We start from the raw sequence: 17,568 nt of genomic DNA on the forward strand, positions 1-17,568 counted from the left end.
GCCATTTTTTGGCTCTTTTGTTTTGAAGTAAAATTTCAATTGTGTATTTTGTTTCATACTTTGAAAATTTTCAGATTATTGAACGGCTATCTATTGTCACCTTACATTCTGTATGCTATGCTAATTTCGATTTGACGAGAACATGCGTTTTTACGAGTCATCGAGGAGGCGATAAAATGGGATTTTTAGAGGATCGACAATCCTTTTTACGCTACTGCCAAATTGAACGTCGACTGTCTCCTCATACGAAACGCTCTTACGAGCAAACGCTCGACCAGTACGCCGCATATTGCCAATCGACGCATCAAGATCCCTACGATGCTCAGACGGCGCGGCGTTATTTATATGTCCTTTATGAGAAACAATTGGCCGCGTCTACGGTGTCCCAAAAAGTATCTTGTTTCAAGCAATTCGGGAAGTTTATGGCAAGAGAACAAGGTGGAGAACCGTTGTTCCACGACCTGACCTCACCGAAAAAGAGACAGTCCTTGCCGACCTTTGCCGTCCCGACGGAAGTCGAGCAACTGTTGGAGGCTGCCTCGAGGCAGGAAGATCCTTTTTTACAGGCGAGGGACGTCGCCATCGTAGAAGTGCTCTATGGGACGGGAATCCGCGTCGCAGAACTGTGTGGGATGAACCTTTCCTCGTTCGATGAGGTTTTATCCTTTGTCCATGTGATGGGAAAAGGGAAGAAAGAACGATATGTCCCGATCGGACAATATGCCGTACATGCTTTGCAGCGTTATATCGAATTACGCAAAGGTATCGGGCTCCCGACAGAAACCGCATTATTTTTGAGTCAAAAAGGGAATCGGATGACAACAGACCAAATCCGCTATGTCATGAAACGTTTGAGAAAAGACAGTGGGGTACATAAACCACTTACCCCGCACTCGTTGCGACACAGCTTTGCGACGGACTTGTTAGAACGGGGAGCGGACTTGCGTGCCGTCCAAGAGTTGCTTGGGCATGAGTCCTTGTCAACGACCGGGCGGTATACCCATGTATCGACCGAACGACTTCGGTCGATTTATCAAGCGACACATCCAAGAAAGTAGGAGGTTACGATATGTTTCATGCAACAACGATTTTTGCAGTTCGACACAATGGCCAATGTGCGATGAGTGGAGATGGCCAAGTCACATTCGGGAATGCCGTCATCATGAAAAACAAGGCGAAGAAAGTCAGACGCCTTTATGGCGGGAAAGTCGTTGCCGGTTTTGCAGGTAGCGTAGCCGATGCTTTCACATTGTTTGAAAAGTTTGAATCGAAACTTGAAATGTATAACGGTAACTTGCCGCGAGCAGCGGTAGAACTTGCGAAAGAATGGCGTGGGGATAAGATGTTGCGTCAACTCGAGGCACTATTGATTGTGATGGATGCCGATCATCTTTTGCTCGTCTCTGGGAATGGAGAAGTGATTGAGCCGGACGATGGAATTCTTGCAATCGGATCCGGTGGGAACTATGCCTTAGCGGCAGGTCGCGCACTCGTACGCCATTCTGCTGAAAAGTCTGCTGAAGAAATCGCGCGTGCCGCTCTTGAAATCGCTGGTGAGCTTTGCGTGTATACAAATGATCAAGTCATTGTAGAAACGATTGGAGGCGCTGCTGAATGAACCGAGAGTTGACACCTAGACAAATCGTAACGGAGTTAGACCGTTTTGTAATCGGACAAAAGGATGCCAAGCGAGCAGTTTCGATTGCTCTACGAAATCGCTATCGTCGTCAAAAGTTAAGTGCAGACCTTCGCGATGAGGTTACACCAAAAAATATTTTGATGATCGGACCGACCGGGGTCGGAAAGACCGAAATTGCTCGACGGTTAGCTAAGCTTGTCGGTGCACCGTTTGTGAAGGTAGAAGCAACGAAATTTACGGAAGTTGGTTACGTCGGTCGTGACGTTGAATCGATGGTACGTGATCTCGTTGAGGCATCGGTTCGTCTTGTCAAAGAAGAGAAAAAAGAAGATGTGAAGGAGCCAGCGGAACGTGCGGCGACGGAACGCCTTTTAGATGCGCTACAAGGAAAAGCAAAAGCGACACCTACTGCATCGAATCCGTTCGAAGCGTTGTTCGGCGGACAGACACAACAGCCAGAAACCACGTCGGACACATCCAATAATGACCGTTCGCAACTTCGACGCTTGCTCGAACTCGGTGAACTCGAAGAACGCGTGATTGAAGTGGAATTAGAAGAAAAGCAGACGATGGATTTGTTTCAGGGTCAAGGGATGGAAGGTTTGTCGAATCTTCAGGATATGCTCGGTCAAATCGTTCCAAAGAAACGGAAACAACGTAAGCTGACGGTTCGTGAAGCAAGACCGCTTCTCATTGCTGAAGAAGCAGAGAACTTGCTGGACTTGAACGAAGTCCACGATGAAGCCGTGCGGCGCAGTGAACAGATGGGTATCATCTTCGTGGATGAAATCGATAAGATCGCCACAAAATCACAAGATCACGCCGGAGTATCCCGTGAAGGGGTGCAGCGTGACATTCTTCCGATTGTAGAAGGATCTACGGTCGTCACGAAGTATGGACCGGTTAAAACGGATCATGTTCTTTTCATCGCGGCCGGTGCATTCCATATGGCTAAGCCGTCTGACCTGATTCCAGAGCTACAAGGACGCTTCCCAATTCGTGTTGAATTGAGCAGCTTGACGGAAGAAGACTTCGTCAAGATTTTGACGGAACCGTCACAGGCACTCATTAAACAATATACGGCCTTGTTAGAATCTGAAGAAATCACGGTCCGTTTCACGCATGAGGCCATTGAAGAAATTGCGAAAATTGCGACACATGTCAATCGTGAGACCGATGACATCGGTGCACGTCGCCTCTATACTATAATGGAGCGCGTTTTAGAAGATTTATCATTTGAAGCGGCAGATATGCCACAAACAACCGTAGAAATCACACCAGCTTACGTACAAGCAAAAGTCGGTTCCATCGCCGACGATCGTGATTTGAGCCAATATATATTATAAGATTCTGTATGCACATACAGGGAGGAAATAGAGAATATGAACTTACTAGAAAAAACACGCCAATTAAACACAATGCTTCAACAAGAGGCAAGTGCGCACGTTGACTTTAAAGAAATGGCGGACAAAATGCGTGAAGTCCTTGAGTCCAACACGTTTATCGTGAGCCGTCGGGGACGACTTCTCGGTTTTGCAATCAAACAACAGATTGAGAATGACCGGATGAAAGCATTCTTAGTCGATCGACAGTTCCCGGAGCCATATGCTTCGAACTTGTTCAATGTGAAAGAAACGACAGCGAACATCGATATCGATAGTGAATATACAGCGTTCCCAGTCGAGAACCACGATCTATTCCTCAACTCCATGACGACGATTGTTCCAATCATCGGTGGAGGAGAACGTTTAGGTACGCTCGTACTCGGTCGATTGGCGAATGAATTCACAGAAGATGACCTCGTTCTCGCGGAGTACTCTGCAACTGTAGTTGGAATGGAGATCCTTCGTGAGAAGGCTGCGGAAGCCGAAACGTCGGCACGTAAGAAAGCGGTCGTCCAGATGGCGATTAACTCGTTATCGTATTCAGAGCTTGAGGCAATCGAACATATCTTCGAAGAGCTTGGTGGAAACGAAGGATTGCTAGTTGCTTCCAAAATTGCCGACAGAGTGGGAATCACGCGTTCGGTCATCGTCAACGCACTTCGGAAATTAGAAAGTGCAGGGGTCATTGAATCACGTTCTTTAGGAATGAAAGGAACGTATATCAAGATATTAAATGACAACTTCTTGTTTGAATTGCAAAAACTGAAATCAAACTGAAATACAACTTTCGATGTGTGATTTCCATTGAAAACACTTTTAAAAGGGACTTTATTCCTAAAAAACCGCTTTCCTTGATAAGGAGGCGGTTTTTTTTAGTACAAAAGTAATTATTTTCACCTTTTGACGTGAATTCGACAAAAAGATATTAAGCCATTTACCTATGTTTTAAAAAATATCTTTCAGAACTGTTACAGATTTGTTTCAATGAAATAGTAGATTTTCCAAATGAGGTATATTTAGTAGTCATTATATGAAAGTGAGTGAACGCCGTGAATTGGATTGGTAGTGACTATCAATTACTAAAGCAAGCCATCAACCATTCAGTCCTTAACCAAAAGGTCATCAGTCATAACCTTTCAAACATTGATACGCCGAATTTCAAAGCCAAACAGGCTGTGTTTGAGCAGACGCTTCAGAGTGAGATGCGACTCAAGCTGCAAGGTGGTCGTCCGAGTGACTCGACCCAGTCGAAGGTCATCGATCGAGCTGGTGGCGCCATGAGGAGTGATGGCAACAACGTCGACTTGGATTATGAAATGAGTGAGCTGGCACGAAACCAACTCCAGTATGAGGCGATGATGGAGCAATTGAATCGTAGGCTCGGGGGATTAAAATCTGTTATTCGGGGAGGTCGTTAATCAATGGGAATGTTTGATAGTTTTCATATTTCAGCTTCAGCGTTGACGTCACAACGGCTACGAATGGATACCGTGTCGGCGAACATCGCCAACGCTCAGACGACTCGTGGGAGACTCGTGGACGGAGAGTGGCAACCATACACACGAAAGATGACCGTGTTGCAAGAAGCGCCATTCCGGAAGCAAATGGATGCCGTTAATGGAGGGGTGCAGGTATCTCAAATCATCGAAGACGATGCACCGTATAAATTGGCTTATAACCCGAATCATCCCGATGCGGATGAGCGAGGGTACGTACAAATGCCGAACGTCGATCTCTTGAAAGAAATGGTCGATTTGATGGGTGCGACTCGTTCGTACGAAGCAAACATTGCAGCGATGAACGCCTCGAAGGCGATGCTCGTAAAAGCGATGGAGATTGGTAAAGGATAAGGAGTGTTAACGGATGCAAATTAATCCAATTCAATTGATGAGCCCAGAACTCACGCCATCACTGAATAAAACGAACCCATCTCAATTTGGGTCATACTTGAATGAAGCGATGAACGCATTGAATGAGACACAACAAGCGACTAGTCAAGCCCGTAAAGATTTGGCGGTCGGGAAAGCTGACCTTCATCAGGTGATGATTCAAAGTGAAGAGTCGTCGATTGCGATGCAACTTGCCATCGAGGTGAGGAACAAGGCTGTTGAGGCCTATCAAGAAATGATGCGAATGCAAGTTTAATTGTAGAGGATGACAAGTTGCGATGAATGAACAATTAAAAGAACGATTCAAATCCATGACCGGTGCATTAAAGGCGATGCCAGCGAAACGTAAACTCGTATGGGGCATCTCGATTGCGGTCATACTAATCGCGGCCCTCGTACTCACATTCTTCCTTTCAAGGCCAAACATGGCACCTCTCTATACAAACTTGTCTGCTCAAGAAGCGGGCGAAGTGACAGAGAAGTTGACAGCAGACGGGGTACAGTCGGAAATCAAGGCGACTTCGAACGGTGTGAGCGTGTATGTGCCGACTGAAATGGTCGATCAGTTGAAAGTGAGTTTGGCTGCTGCCGGGATTCCAAAGTCCGGCTCGATTGATTATAGTTTCTTCAGCGAAAACGCAGGGTTCGGAACGACAGACCGTGAGATGGCTGTCATCGAACGTAGTGCGATGCAGACGGAGCTAGAGCGACTCATCACACAGATTGAAGGAATCAATCAAGCGAAAGTAATCATCTCACTTCCTGAGAAGTCTGTCTTCTTGGCAGAAGATCAAGGTGAGCCTACCGCGTCCATCGTCTTGAACATCGGAGCGGGGACGAATTTAGAACCAAACACAGTAAAAGGTCTCTATCATTTGATTAGTAAGAGTGTCCCGAACTTGAAACCGGAAAACATTTCAATTATGGACCAATACTTCACGTATTATGATCTCGACCAGACTGTTGTTGCTGGAGGTTCCTCGTCAGATCCATTGGCGTTGAAGCGACAAGTCGAAAAAGACGTACGTCAACAAATCCAACAGATGCTCTCGGTTCTACTCGGCGAACGGAGCGTACTCGTTTCCGTCACAGCAGACATCGACACGACACAAACGGCTGAAGAACAGAATCTTGTCACGCCGGTCGATGAAGAAAACATGGAAGGCATCGTCACGTCTGCCGAGCGGATTGCTGAAGCATACACTGGCGGAACAGGTACGGCGACAGAAGCGACGGGAACTGGTGAGAACGACACAATCAACTTCCCGGCAGCGACTGGCGATGGCACAGAAGAAAGTGAAAAGAATCATGAAATCATCAATTACGAGGTCAACCGCATCACGAAGCAGATTCAAAACGCACCATATACGATTCGTGACCTCGGAGTCCAACTCATCGTTGAACCACCAGATGGCGCAACAAGTATCGATCCGCAGTTAGAAGGCGACCTCGAGACGATGATGTATTCCATTATTCGGACGTCGTTAGCGAAGACGGATGAAGCCATCACGGATGCTGAACTCGAACAGAAAGTTGTCGTCGTGTCGAGACCGTTCGCTGAAGTGGAAGAGGTTGCAGCAACAGAGCAACCGACACCTTGGTGGATGTATGCGGCAGCGGCGGGTGCAGTCGTAATTCTTGCCTTGATCTTCTTCGCGATGCGTAGACGGAAGCAAGAGGTTGTGGAAGAGACGAACGAATGGGAAGTTCCATATGAAGATGAAGTACCTGACCTAGACCTCGAAGAGCGAGGCGAAGGTGCAGTGAAGAAGAAACAGTTAGAAAAATTAGCTGAAAGTAATCCAGAAGAGTTTGCTAAACTGCTTCGTACTTGGATGTCTGAGGAGTGAGTAACGTGAACTATGCAAAACAATCGAATCGCGAAAAAGCAGCGATGCTCATGATTTCCCTGGGACCTGAAGTGGCAGCGAACGTCTACAAACATCTTTCAGAAGAAGAGATGGAACAACTGACGCTTCAAATTTCAGCGTTAAAAAAAGTGTCCCCGGAAGAAAAGGATAGTATTCTCGGTGAGTTCCATGAACTCGCCATGGCACAAAGTTATATCACTCAGGGTGGAATCGGGTTTGCGAAAACTGTCCTTGAAAAAGCAGTTGGTGAAGACAAGGCGATGGCATTGATTCATCGTCTGACTTCCACCTTACAGGTCAGACCGTTCGAGTTTGCACGAAAAGCAGACCCGAAACAGTTATTGAACTTTATCCAAAACGAGCACCCACAGACGATTGCGTTAATCTTAGCGCATTTAGAACCCGTCAAGTCAGGGCAAATCCTCTCGGAACTTCCACCTGAGATTCAATCGGAAGTCGCAAAACGGATTGCGACGATGGATCGACTCAATCCAGACGTCATCCATGAAGTGGAACAAATCCTTGAGAAGAACTTGTCGCAGACGGATATGCAAGATTATGCCCAATCTGGTGGAATCGAAGCAGTCGTCGAAGTCTTGAACGGTGTAGACCGGACGACCGAACGTACCATTCTCGATGCGCTCGAAATCGAAGACCCGGAACTTGCAGAAGAAATCAAAAAGCGGATGTTCGTCTTCGAAGATATCGTTACGCTCGATTCTCGTGCGATTCAACGAATCATTCGCGAAGTGGCGAACGACGACTTGTTACTTGCGCTCAAGGTCTCTTCGGAGGAAGTCAAACAAATTATCTTCAAAAACATGTCACAACGTATGGTCGAAACGTTCAAAGAAGATATGGAATTCATGGGACCGGTACGGTTGCGTGACGTCGAAGAGGCACAGAGCCGAATCGTCGGAATCATTCGTCGCCTAGAGGACGTCGGTGAGATTGTAATCAGTCGAGGTGGAGGAGATGACATCGTTGTCTAATGTGATCAAACGCCAACGTGCAACATCGAATATTCCGCAACGGATTGAATCCAAGCGCTTAGAAACACCCATTATAGAACCGAATGACGGAATCAATCATCACGATGTCATTCAGTCGCGCTATGAGAAGTTGAAGCAGGACGAAGAAGCATTTCAACAGTTTCAGTTGACCGAAGTCGAACAGTTGGAGCGGTTGAAACAACAGGTGTTCGAGGAGGCGCGTTCAGAAGGGTATCAGGAAGGTCTCCTTCAAGGTAGACAGGACGGATTGGCTGAGTTCGAGGACATCACCACAAGATTAAATTCCGTTTCGACCGAACTTGAACTCTTATTTGAAGAAAAATGGAGACAAGCGGAAGAACAACTCATTGAGCTGGCAATCTCGGTCAGTGCACATGTGACAACGGAACTTGTTCGGAAAGATGAAGAACTCTTTGCGACGATGATCCGTGATCAAATGTCACATTGGATCGATGCCGAAGCAATCACAATCTTTGTTCATCCGACACGTCTTGCCTCGATTCAGCAATTCGAAGCGATGTGGCGGACAGAGGAGACACCCCCTTTGAAATATCGTGGGGACGGATCATTGGATGAAACGGCAGTCCGAATCGAGTCGCCACATCGTGGGAATGAAGTCGATTTAACGTATAGTTTCGAACGGATTCAAGCTAAAATCGAGGAGGTTTTAGCGGATGGTGCTTATTGAGCAGGTTCTTGACTCAATCAAGCAGTCTTCGGACGGCGAGTTCACACGAAAAATCGGTCGAGTTTGCCGTGTCATCGGATTGATGATTGAGTCGAATGGGCCGAGTGCATTTGTCGGAGAACGCTGTTTGATTGTCCTTCCGTCGAATGAAACGGTTGAAGCAGAGGTTGTCGGATTCAATGAAGAGCGTGTTCTGCTCATGCCATACGGTGAAACTACGCAAATTGCGCCAGGGTGTCTTGTAAAGGGAACGGGAAAAATGCTTCAAGTTCCTGTAGGGGAAGAGTTGATTGGTCAAGTGCTCGATGGTTTGGGACGTCCACTTTCAGGTGAGCGTCTTGTGACCGGTAAGCGTTACGACGTTCAACGTAAACCTCCGAATCCTTTGAATCGACCAAGGATTTTAGATGCGCTGTCGACCGGTGTACGCATGATTGATGGACTGTTGACTGTAGGAAAAGGACAACGGGTCGGTTTGTTTGCTGGTTCCGGTGTAGGGAAGTCGACCTTGCTCGGGATGATTGCCAAACGATCTTCGGCAGATATTAACGTCATCGCCTTGATTGGAGAACGGGGTCGGGAAGTAAAAGAGTTCATCGAAAAAGAACTTGGACCAGAAGGCATGGCTCGTTCCGTCGTGATTGTAGCGACAAGCGACCAACCCCCGCTTGTCCGGTTGAAGGGAGCTTACACGGCGACCGCGATTGCCGAGTACTTCCGGGACCAAGGGAAAGAAGTGGTCTTGATGATGGACTCGGTGACACGTTTTGCGATGGCACAGCGTGAGATTGGTCTTGCGACGGGCGAACCCCCAACATCGAAAGGGTACACCCCATCCGTATTCGCCATGTTACCTCAACTATTAGAGCGAAGTGGAACAGCGGCGACAGGTTCAATCACTGCGTTCTATACGGTCCTCGTCGACGGGGATGATATGAATGAACCGATTGCCGACGCGGTGCGGGGGATTTTAGACGGACACTTTGTGATGGACCGGGCGCTCGCAAACCGTGGGCAATTCCCGGCAATCCATGTACTGAAATCCATCAGTCGGGTCATGAACCAAATCGCTTCCCCTTCACACAGAGATGCAGCTCAAACGTTCCGCAGTTGGCTCGCGACCTATATTGACGCGGAAGATTTAATCAATATCGGAGCGTATAAAAAAGGCACCAATCCTTCAATTGATACCGCTGTGGAGAAATATCCATACTTGTTGACGTTTTTGAAACAATCGATCGAAGAAGATGCTGCTTTCGAACAGACGATGACCCACTTGTCACATATTGCACGAGGTGAATCATGAATAGACTCATATTAGAACGAATCATGCCGATTGCGGAACATGAAAAAGAAGATGCCGCCATAGAAGTCAGAGGATTTAAGGCAAGACTTGAGACAGAGATGGAGAAGCTATATGACCTTCTTCTCATGTATGAGTCGCTCATCAAACACCAAGACGAACAATCTGGAAACATCGACCTTCTCATGTCGCAGTATCGAGAAAAGACGCGAGAGCAAGTGAAACGTCAAATCGAAACGCAACAGCTCGTCGTACAACAGGCCCGCAATCGCTATCATGCGTCGCAAGAACGATTGCTCGGTAAAGTGGTGGAAGAAAAGAAATACGTGACGCTCCATGAAAAGGTCAGCATGCAAGAGATGACGGTAGCTAAACTTACAGAGCAACAAATGATGGATGAACTTGCTGTGATTCATCATGGGAAAGGGAAGTAGCATGGCAAAAGAGAACAATAAACGAGGCAAGCAAATGATTGTGGCGTTGGTCCTCATTCCAGCAATCTTAATCTTAGTCGGTGGGATTGTCGTCATGAACTATGCGATGGACCGTCCGCTCTTATCCGTTCCCTTATTAGAAGTGAACGAGGACGAGAAAACGGAAGAATCAAAAAAAACGGAGACGCAGGTGAATGTGACGGGAATCGATTCGGACGCAGCGAACCGATTAAAAGCGGCGAACAGTGAGATTGAAAAACTTCGCAACGAAAATGTTGAATTGACGAACGAAGTAAAGGCTAGACAAGAAGAAATCACCGATTTGATTCGTGAACGAGATCGACTCGTCTCGGAACTAGAGGCAGCGTCAAAAGAAGAGGAGACCTCATCTGATGTCGCCAGCGTTTATGAAGAAATGTCAGCCAAACAGGCGGCAGCTATTATGGGTGAACTCGAAAGCCCTCAAGTTGCTGAACTGTTGAAGGAGCTATCACCTAAGCAACAGGCAGACATCTTAGGACGAATGAATGCGCAACAGGCTGCGGTTGTGACGCAGCTTCTCCAATGAACACAAGAAGGGAGGGCCAACATTGAATATCGCTTTATTGACGCAAGCCATTCAAGGATCGATGGCTCGTACTGGAGCAGTGGAGGGAGAATCACAGGGAGCAGGTGGATTTTTAAGCCTCCTTTCTGCGATGCTTGCCCCAATGCAAGGCTCAGGGGAGCAGGCAGAACTTCCTCAACTTGAAGAAGGTGTGCTTCCTGAAGGATCAGTCGATTTGGAAAAAGTGGCACAGGAACTCGAAACATGGTTTCAAAAGCCTGATACATTGAAGTGGCTAAAATCACTGCCACAAGATGCGTATCGGACGTTTATGGATGCATATGTAAGTTTACTCGGTCAATTGTCTAATCCTTCGCCTGAGACTGAAATCCCGTCTTCGGTTTTACCGGCGATTGTACAGACGACGACTACGCCGAAAGTCCATACTACGAAGCAAACAGAGGGAAATGCTCAGACGACCAACATTGCACTAACTCAACAAGTTCCAAACCAAGAACTTGCCAAACAGGTTCAAACGATGCAACGGATCATCACACAGTATAAAGGACCAATCGAAGGTACATTGAAAGAAGTTCCCGTCTTGCCAAATGTTGAAACCGTAAAAATCGCAAAACCTGCGCTACAGCCAAATAACGTAGACTGGATGCCGAAAGGGATGAACTGGTCAAGACCACAGATTGACGTGGACACGGTCATGTATGCTTCGAAAGGATCCCTTCCTGAAAATTTACAAGCTCGGATTGAAGCGGCTTTGCAAAAGGCACCGTTCAAAAGTGGGGCAGATGGTTCAAAAGTCTTCACTGTAAGATTGTATCCGGAGCAGTTAGGGGAACTCGTCGTCAAGCTAGAGCGGAAGAATGGAGAACTTGTCGTCAAGATGTTTGCCAGCAATCAAGAGGCGAAGCAACTGATCCAGTCACAGGTTCAACAGTTGCAACAAACGTTGACACCCCATTCGCAAAACGTTCGGATCGAGGTCAACTTGACACAGCAAGCGCTCGATTCAAAATCAGCCTTGTCCGATGGTTCCGAGCAACCGGAACAAGAACAACCACAAGAACAGCCTAAAGGAGGGTCTGAAGATGACGAGCATCCAACCGAAGACGAATGATTATACATTGCCAGATCAGTCGCTCCCAAAAGCGACAAATCAATACGATAAAGACATGTTTATGAAGTTGCTTCTCGCTCAAATCGCGAACCAGGACCCGATGTCACCGATGGAAGATAAAGAATTCATCGCACAAATGGCACAGTTCTCATCGCTCGAACAAATGCAAACGATTTCGAAACAACTCGATTCTGTTCTCGTTGACCGTCACATGTCTTCGATTTCTGAATACAGTAGCATGATTGGGAAAACAATCAACTTTACAACCGAAACGAGTGAAGAGACGACGAAAGGCACAGGTCGTGTCGTTTCCATTTCTCGTAACGACTTAACCGGATATATGGCCGATCTTGAAGACGGAACATCCGTCAGCGTGTACGATATCACATCGATCAAATAAGCATAGGAGGAATGCATTATGTTAAGAGCAATGTACTCAGGAATCAGTGGATTGAAGAACTTCCAATCGAAGCTAGACGTCGTCGGGAACAACATCGCCAACGTCAATACGTTTGGTTATAAAAAAGGGCGCGTTACCTTTAAAGATCTCGTTAGCCAGCAAGTCGGAAGTGCGTCGGCTGGGAATGCGACAACAGGTGGTATTAACCCGAAGGAAGTCGGTCTCGGGGGCACCATGGCGACGGTCGATAACGTATATAACCAAGGCGCAATGCAAAATACAGGGCGTGCGCTTGATGTCGGGATTTCAGGTGAAGGATTCTATGCGACGATGGTCAATGGTCAAATCCAATACACTCGAGCAGGGAACTTCTATACGGACAATCAAGGAAACTTGGTGACGGGCGACGGTACGTACCTCATTGGATCACGGACTAGTACTTTGCCAGCATCTGGAACTCCAGGAGTGGCTGCGACTCCAGTTGCAGGGGACTTCACTGGACCAGGAGCAGATTTGGCATTCTATGCAGCGGATGATACTACTGCAAAAGCACCTGAGTATGGACGAATTAAAATCCCAACAGATGCTCGTTCACTTTCAATCAGTAAAGACGGACAAGTTAGTTTTGTTGATGGTGCGGGTGAATTACAAATCGCTGGGTATATCGTGACGTCGAACTTCTCGAACAACGCCGGTTTATCAAAAGTCGGTGCCAACAACTTCGTACAATCGCAAAACTCCGGTGCTCCACAGTTTGGCGTACCTGGTTCTGACGGTCGTGGTGAACTTGTCTCAGGCGCACTCGAAATGTCAAACGTTGACCTTTCAGAAGAGTTCACAGAAATGATCGTGGCACAGCGTGGATTCCAGGCGAACACACGAATTATCACAACATCGGACGAGATCCTTCAAGAGCTCGTCAACTTGAAACGCTGATGATTCGCGTCACGGCATTTCGCGGTGAGGAGTTCGTGCTGAACGCTTTGCTCATCGAAACGGTGAAGGCAGAGCCCGACACGATCATCCAATTGTTTAATGGCAAAACATATCTCGTAAAAGAAACGAAAGATCAAATCATTGAACGAACTGAAGCCTTTTACCGCTCAATCGGTTTAGTCGGAACGATGTTCACAAGAGGTGAAGAAGATGAGTGAAGAAGAAAAGAAAAAAGGTGGCGGCCTAAAAGTCGTAATCATCCTGCTTGTCGTCCTGCTCGTCATGGGCGGTGCCGGATTCATGACTTACAAATATGTCTTTGGTGATAACGTCACTGCTAAAACGAAACCTGTCACAGCTGAAGAGTTGGCAGAACGGAGTTTCATGACTGATGACATGACGACCAACATTCAAGACGAGCGTTTCATCAACGTTCAATTTACGATTGTCACAGATTCGGCTGAAACGAAAGAGAATTTAGAACTACGCAAGTTCCAAGTTCACAACGTCATTTTGGGTGATTTATCCGGGATGACGAAAGCCCAATTGGCAACAAAAGAAGATATGCAAAAGTTCGAACAAACATTACGAGAACAACTTAACGGACTGCTTGAAGAAGGTGAAGTCCAACGCGTCTATATGACGAAGAAAATTATTCAGTGAGGTGGCATCATGGGAGAAGTACTGTCTCAACAAGAAATTGATGCCTTACTATCTGCTTTAAGCAGTGGGGATGTCGAAGCGGACTCCTTTCTCGCGCAAGAGGAAGAGAAGAAAGTTCGACAATACGACTTCAAGCGAGCCGTTCGATTTTCAAAAGACCAAATTCGCAGCTTAACTCGGATTCACGAACATTTCACGCGTATGCTCACGACATTTTTCTCGGCTCAACTTCGCACATATGTTCAGTTTTCGGTCAACTCGGTCGAACAATTACCGTACGATGAATTCATTCATTCCATTCCGAGCATGACGATGATCAACTTGATTGAGGCGCCACCGTTAAACGGACGATTCATCATCGAAGTCAATCCGAACATCTCATACGCGATGCTAGACCGGTTACTCGGAGGTCCTGGTGTCGAGATGGATAAAATCGAATCGTTCACCGAAATTGAGATGCGGATTTTGACGCAATTGTACAAACGAGCCTTTTCGACTTATGGGGATGCTTGGGAATCGATTGCTGAGATTAAAGCAGAAATGTCAGCTGTTGAAGTGAATCCGCAGTTCCTGCAACTCGTTTCACCAAACGAAACGGTCGTCTTGATTTCGATTGGTGTGACGATTGGTGAAGTGAGCGGAACCATCAACGTTTGTCTTCCATTCGTGACAATCGAACCGGTATTGTCCAAACTATCGAGTCATTATTGGATGCAAGAAGCGAATCGACGGAATGCGAGTCAATCGAGTAAAGAGCCACTTAAAGCTCAATTGATGAACTCGACAGTCGAAGTTGTATCTTTACTCGGTGGGACGACAATCACGTTTGGAGATTTGTTGCATCTAGAAGTCGGAGATTGTTTGGCACTCGATCAATTAGCAAAAGAACCTCTGTCCGTCATGGTGGGGGAAAATAAAGTATTTAAAGGGCAAGTCGGTGTGAGCGGGAAGCGAATGGCGGTTCAAGTGCTTCACCGTGTGAAGGAGGAAGAGCAATGAGTGAGATGCTGTCACAAGATGAAATTGATGCGTTATTACGTGGGACAAGCGACAATACGCCGACGCCAGAAGTCGAAGCAAAAGAAGAACATTTAGATTCGATGGAGAGCGACGCACTCGGAGAAATTGGGAATATTTCATTCGGGAACTCGGCAACAGCCTTGTCAACATTATTACAACAGAAGGTTGAAATTACGACACCGGTTGTCAGTGAAGTGAGAATTGAAGCGTTACGCGAACGCTATCCCACTCCTCACGTGGCACTTCGAGTTGGCTATACAGAAGGAATCCAGGGGGAAAACGTTCTCGTATTGACTCGCGAAGATGCGGCAATCATCTCCGACCTCATGTTAGGTGGAAGTGGAGAGAATGTTGATCCGGAGAGCCTTGATGAGATTCGTTTATCAGCTGTTCAAGAAGCGATGAATCAAATGATGGGTGCGGCAGCAACGTCTTTATCGACGGTATTTTCGAAGAAAATTGACATCTCGCCACCGCTTGTCGAAGTGTTTGATGCAACAAAAAATCAGACAATCATCGATCGCCTTGAACTATGGGAGACGATGGTACTCATTGAGTTCAATCTCAAAGTAGGCACGTTGATTGATTCAACGATTGTCCAGATTGCACCAATTCAGTTTGGAAAGCAGTTAGTCGACGAGTTGATGAAAGCGACTGGAGAGGTCCAAGCGGCATCAGAACCGGTAAAAGAGCAGCCGAAAGCGGAAGCACCAAAACCACAGCCGCAAGCACAACAACCAGCACAGTCCGTTGCCCCACAACCAAACAAGCAAAAATCTATGCCGGAAGTAGCTGTGAGTCAGGCGGAATTCATGCCACTCCAATCACCGGCGTCACAAGAAACGGCCCCAGCAAATCTTGGGTTGCTGTATGATGTCCCGTTAAACGTGACAGTAGAGTTAGGAAGAACGAAAAAATCCGTTCGGGAAGTACTTGAGTTATCACAAGGCTCCATCATTGAACTCGACAAATTAGCAGGTGAGCCGGTAGACATTTATGTCAACCAACAGCGAATCGCTAGAGGAGAAGTCGTCGTCATTGAAGAAAACTTTGGGGTACGTGTAACAGAAATTATTCAACCGCATGAGCGGATCGGAATCGTTTAAGGAGGAATTTAGAATGAGTGCAAAAGTATTAGTGGTAGATGACGCAGCGTTCATGCGTATGATGATTAAGGACATTTTGACAAAGAACGGGTATGACGTAGTAGGTGAGGCGGAAAACGGAGCGGACGCTGTCGCGAAATATCGTGAACTCACACCGGATCTCGTCACACTTGACATCACGATGCCTGAGATGGATGGACTCGCAGCATTGAAAGAAATTCGTAGTTTCGACTCGAATGCGAAAATCATCATGTGTTCAGCGATGGGACAACAAGCGATGGTCATCGATGCCATTCAAGCTGGTGCAAAAGACTTTATCGTCAAGCCTTTCAATGCAGAGCGTGTCATCGAAGCAGTTTCTAAAACGGTCGCACAATGAAGAAATGGTGGTTGATTATTCTTCTCGTGGTTGGGCTCTTCGGTCCAACCACGGTTGAGGCCGCCACCGTAGACCAACAATTCGAGCAACAACAGACAGATGAACAGGAAAGTAACGTTCCAACGACAGCGTCAACCATTGGCAATGGCGTGAAAGTCGTGTTAAGTCTCGTGGTCGTGGTCGGCGGATTTATCGTTTTGATGCGTTGGCTCGGTTCCAAAACACAAGGCGTGAAAGCGACTCAACATATGAAACATCTCGGAGGCGTCCCTCTTGGGAAAGACCGCTCTGTTCAGCTCGTGAAGCTCGGTGACCAGGTATATGTACTCGGTGTCGGCGATTCGATTCAACTGATCGATCGACTTGATGCGGACACGATGGAGGAAGAGCAAACGGAAACCTTGTCACTCCGAACGTCAAATTCGAATGCATTTTTAGACACCTTTAAGAAACAACTCGCTCAGCTAGAAGAAGTGAGGAAGAAATCATGACAACGTTTGAGCAATTGATCAATTTAGAAACACCGGACAGTACATCGACATCCATCAAGCTATTGATTTTGTTGACATTGCTGACGCTCGCACCATCCTTTTTAATCTTGATGACTTGCTTTACCCGTGTCGTGGTCGTCTTGTCATTCATTCGACCGGCGCTCGGTACACAGCAAACGCCACCGAACCAATTGATTGTCGGATTGGCACTGTTCATCACACTGTTCGTCATGTCTCCAGTTCTCTCTGACTTAAATGAGAACGCATTAAAACCATACCTCGATGACAAGATCTCACAAAATGAGGCGTTCGATGAGGCAAGTGGGACGATGAAAGAGTTCATGTCGAAATATACAAGACAAGAAGATTTACAACTGTTCTTAAAGTATGGGAATTACGAGCAGCCGGAGACACTTGATGATGTACCTCTCCTCGCTTTGGTTCCTGCTTATGCGATCAGTGAGTTGAAGACCGCTTTCCAAATCGGCTTCATGATTTTCTTACCGTTTTTAATCATTGATATGGTAGTTGCGAGTGTCCTCATGTCGATGGGGATGATGATGCTTCCTCCAGTCATGATTGCACTGCCGTTTAAATTATTATTGTTTGTATTGGTCGATGGCTGGCACTTGATTGTGGAATCATTGCTTAGAAGTATGTAGGGGGAACGGA

At 46.7% G+C, this 17,568-nt stretch carries 23 protein-coding genes; all 23 read left to right on the plus strand.

Annotated features, from left to right (window positions below):
• Positions 1–176: 176 nt before the first annotated feature.
• On the plus strand, positions 177–1,058 hold the full coding sequence (locus tag GVY42_RS01610) for a tyrosine-type recombinase/integrase (protein WP_159562087.1): 882 nt from the start codon (positions 177–179) through the stop codon (positions 1,056–1,058).
• Between the two features lie 11 nt (positions 1,059–1,069).
• The gene (gene hslV, locus GVY42_RS01615; RefSeq protein WP_078146697.1) at positions 1,070–1,618 is read left to right on the plus strand and encodes an ATP-dependent protease subunit HslV; all 549 of its coding nucleotides are present in this window, start codon (positions 1,070–1,072) and stop codon (positions 1,616–1,618) included.
• Entirely contained in the window at positions 1,615–2,985 is a 1,371-nt protein-coding gene (hslU, locus tag GVY42_RS01620; protein WP_074037255.1) for an ATP-dependent protease ATPase subunit HslU, read from the plus strand. Before hslV ends, hslU begins: the two co-directional genes overlap by 4 nt.
• A gap of 36 nt (positions 2,986–3,021) precedes the next feature.
• Entirely contained in the window at positions 3,022–3,801 is a 780-nt protein-coding gene (codY, locus tag GVY42_RS01625; protein WP_074037253.1) for a GTP-sensing pleiotropic transcriptional regulator CodY, read from the plus strand.
• Between the two features lie 272 nt (positions 3,802–4,073).
• Positions 4,074–4,442, plus strand: coding sequence for a flagellar basal body rod protein FlgB (gene flgB / locus GVY42_RS01630; protein ID WP_074037939.1), 369 nt, complete (start codon positions 4,074–4,076; stop codon positions 4,440–4,442).
• 3 nt (positions 4,443–4,445) lie between these two features.
• The gene (gene flgC / locus GVY42_RS01635) at positions 4,446–4,874 is read left to right on the plus strand and encodes a flagellar basal body rod protein FlgC (protein WP_074037252.1); all 429 of its coding nucleotides are present in this window, start codon (positions 4,446–4,448) and stop codon (positions 4,872–4,874) included.
• Positions 4,875–4,887: 13 nt separating this feature from the next.
• Positions 4,888–5,169, plus strand: coding sequence for a flagellar hook-basal body complex protein FliE (gene fliE / locus GVY42_RS01640; RefSeq protein ID WP_074037250.1), 282 nt, complete (start codon positions 4,888–4,890; stop codon positions 5,167–5,169).
• A 22-nt stretch (positions 5,170–5,191) separates the two neighbouring features.
• Complete coding sequence (gene fliF / locus GVY42_RS01645) at positions 5,192–6,763, plus strand: flagellar basal-body MS-ring/collar protein FliF (RefSeq protein WP_078146698.1); 1,572 nt, start codon at positions 5,192–5,194, stop codon at positions 6,761–6,763.
• Positions 6,764–6,768: 5 nt separating this feature from the next.
• Entirely contained in the window at positions 6,769–7,776 is a 1,008-nt protein-coding gene (gene fliG, locus GVY42_RS01650; protein ID WP_026826250.1) for a flagellar motor switch protein FliG, read from the plus strand.
• A complete protein-coding gene (locus GVY42_RS01655) occupies positions 7,760–8,485 on the plus strand; it encodes a FliH/SctL family protein (RefSeq protein WP_159562088.1) in 726 nt (241 codons plus the stop codon). The genes fliG and GVY42_RS01655 overlap by 17 nt, the downstream gene beginning before the upstream one ends.
• Entirely contained in the window at positions 8,472–9,791 is a 1,320-nt protein-coding gene (gene fliI / locus GVY42_RS01660) for a flagellar protein export ATPase FliI (RefSeq protein ID WP_159562089.1), read from the plus strand. Before GVY42_RS01655 ends, fliI begins: the two co-directional genes overlap by 14 nt.
• Positions 9,788–10,222 (plus strand): flagellar FliJ family protein, encoded by a 435-nt coding sequence (locus GVY42_RS01665; protein WP_159562090.1) that lies wholly within the window; start codon positions 9,788–9,790, stop codon positions 10,220–10,222. Before fliI ends, GVY42_RS01665 begins: the two co-directional genes overlap by 4 nt.
• 1 nt (position 10,223) lies before the next feature.
• The gene (locus GVY42_RS01670) at positions 10,224–10,790 is read left to right on the plus strand and encodes a MotE family protein (RefSeq protein WP_159562091.1); all 567 of its coding nucleotides are present in this window, start codon (positions 10,224–10,226) and stop codon (positions 10,788–10,790) included.
• Between the two features lie 22 nt (positions 10,791–10,812).
• Entirely contained in the window at positions 10,813–11,901 is a 1,089-nt protein-coding gene (locus GVY42_RS01675) for a flagellar hook-length control protein FliK (RefSeq protein WP_159562092.1), read from the plus strand.
• Complete coding sequence (locus tag GVY42_RS01680; RefSeq protein WP_074037242.1) at positions 11,873–12,301, plus strand: flagellar hook capping FlgD N-terminal domain-containing protein; 429 nt, start codon at positions 11,873–11,875, stop codon at positions 12,299–12,301. Before GVY42_RS01675 ends, GVY42_RS01680 begins: the two co-directional genes overlap by 29 nt.
• Before the next feature lie 18 nt (positions 12,302–12,319).
• A complete protein-coding gene (gene flgG / locus GVY42_RS01685; RefSeq protein ID WP_074037241.1) occupies positions 12,320–13,237 on the plus strand; it encodes a flagellar basal body rod protein FlgG in 918 nt (305 codons plus the stop codon).
• Positions 13,237–13,455: a flagellar FlbD family protein gene (locus GVY42_RS01690; protein ID WP_031421671.1), complete on the plus strand. Its 219-nt coding sequence runs from the start codon at positions 13,237–13,239 to the stop codon at positions 13,453–13,455. The genes flgG and GVY42_RS01690 overlap by 1 nt, the downstream gene beginning before the upstream one ends.
• Complete coding sequence (locus GVY42_RS01695) at positions 13,448–13,900, plus strand: flagellar basal body-associated FliL family protein (RefSeq protein ID WP_015881397.1); 453 nt, start codon at positions 13,448–13,450, stop codon at positions 13,898–13,900. The genes GVY42_RS01690 and GVY42_RS01695 overlap by 8 nt, the downstream gene beginning before the upstream one ends.
• Positions 13,901–13,909: 9 nt before the next feature.
• Positions 13,910–14,899, plus strand: coding sequence for a flagellar motor switch protein FliM (gene fliM / locus GVY42_RS01700; RefSeq protein ID WP_159562093.1), 990 nt, complete (start codon positions 13,910–13,912; stop codon positions 14,897–14,899).
• Positions 14,896–16,026, plus strand: a complete 1,131-nt coding sequence (fliY, locus tag GVY42_RS01705) for a flagellar motor switch phosphatase FliY (RefSeq protein WP_159562094.1) — start codon at positions 14,896–14,898, stop codon at positions 16,024–16,026. Before fliM ends, fliY begins: the two co-directional genes overlap by 4 nt.
• 13 nt (positions 16,027–16,039) lie before the next feature.
• A complete protein-coding gene (locus GVY42_RS01710) occupies positions 16,040–16,405 on the plus strand; it encodes a response regulator (RefSeq protein ID WP_015881400.1) in 366 nt (121 codons plus the stop codon).
• Positions 16,402–16,896: a flagellar biosynthetic protein FliO gene (locus GVY42_RS01715; RefSeq protein ID WP_074037238.1), complete on the plus strand. Its 495-nt coding sequence runs from the start codon at positions 16,402–16,404 to the stop codon at positions 16,894–16,896. Before GVY42_RS01710 ends, GVY42_RS01715 begins: the two co-directional genes overlap by 4 nt.
• Entirely contained in the window at positions 16,893–17,558 is a 666-nt protein-coding gene (fliP, locus tag GVY42_RS01720) for a flagellar type III secretion system pore protein FliP (protein WP_074037237.1), read from the plus strand. Before GVY42_RS01715 ends, fliP begins: the two co-directional genes overlap by 4 nt.
• The last annotated feature ends 10 nt before the right edge of the window (positions 17,559–17,568 follow it).

Source organism: Exiguobacterium sp. 8A, assembly GCF_902506275.1.
Taxonomy (GTDB): domain Bacteria; phylum Bacillota; class Bacilli; order Exiguobacteriales; family Exiguobacteriaceae; genus Exiguobacterium; species Exiguobacterium profundum.

Bases quoted from the DNA above. Each gene is read 5' to 3' on its own strand.
- fliE (WP_074037250.1), top strand. From the start codon at position 4,888: ATGCAAATTAATCCAATTCAATTGATGAGCCCAGAACTCACGCCATCA.
- GVY42_RS01610 (WP_159562087.1), top strand. From the start codon at position 177: ATGGGATTTTTAGAGGATCGACAATCCTTTTTACGCTACTGCCAAATT.
- fliY (WP_159562094.1), top strand. From the start codon at position 14,896: ATGAGTGAGATGCTGTCACAAGATGAAATTGATGCGTTATTACGTGGG.
- GVY42_RS01690 (WP_031421671.1), top strand. From the start codon at position 13,237: ATGATTCGCGTCACGGCATTTCGCGGTGAGGAGTTCGTGCTGAACGCT.
- GVY42_RS01710 (WP_015881400.1), top strand. From the start codon at position 16,040: ATGAGTGCAAAAGTATTAGTGGTAGATGACGCAGCGTTCATGCGTATG.
- fliF (WP_078146698.1), top strand. From the start codon at position 5,192: ATGAATGAACAATTAAAAGAACGATTCAAATCCATGACCGGTGCATTA.
- fliP (WP_074037237.1), top strand. From the start codon at position 16,893: ATGACAACGTTTGAGCAATTGATCAATTTAGAAACACCGGACAGTACA.
- GVY42_RS01695 (WP_015881397.1), top strand. From the start codon at position 13,448: ATGAGTGAAGAAGAAAAGAAAAAAGGTGGCGGCCTAAAAGTCGTAATC.
- GVY42_RS01655 (WP_159562088.1), top strand. From the start codon at position 7,760: ATGACATCGTTGTCTAATGTGATCAAACGCCAACGTGCAACATCGAAT.
- codY (WP_074037253.1), top strand. From the start codon at position 3,022: ATGAACTTACTAGAAAAAACACGCCAATTAAACACAATGCTTCAACAA.
- hslU (WP_074037255.1), top strand. From the start codon at position 1,615: ATGAACCGAGAGTTGACACCTAGACAAATCGTAACGGAGTTAGACCGT.
- hslV (WP_078146697.1), top strand. From the start codon at position 1,070: ATGTTTCATGCAACAACGATTTTTGCAGTTCGACACAATGGCCAATGT.
- GVY42_RS01670 (WP_159562091.1), top strand. From the start codon at position 10,224: ATGGCAAAAGAGAACAATAAACGAGGCAAGCAAATGATTGTGGCGTTG.
- GVY42_RS01665 (WP_159562090.1), top strand. From the start codon at position 9,788: ATGAATAGACTCATATTAGAACGAATCATGCCGATTGCGGAACATGAA.
- GVY42_RS01680 (WP_074037242.1), top strand. From the start codon at position 11,873: ATGACGAGCATCCAACCGAAGACGAATGATTATACATTGCCAGATCAG.
- fliI (WP_159562089.1), top strand. From the start codon at position 8,472: ATGGTGCTTATTGAGCAGGTTCTTGACTCAATCAAGCAGTCTTCGGAC.
- fliM (WP_159562093.1), top strand. From the start codon at position 13,910: ATGGGAGAAGTACTGTCTCAACAAGAAATTGATGCCTTACTATCTGCT.
- flgC (WP_074037252.1), top strand. From the start codon at position 4,446: ATGGGAATGTTTGATAGTTTTCATATTTCAGCTTCAGCGTTGACGTCA.
- flgG (WP_074037241.1), top strand. From the start codon at position 12,320: ATGTTAAGAGCAATGTACTCAGGAATCAGTGGATTGAAGAACTTCCAA.
- GVY42_RS01715 (WP_074037238.1), top strand. From the start codon at position 16,402: ATGAAGAAATGGTGGTTGATTATTCTTCTCGTGGTTGGGCTCTTCGGT.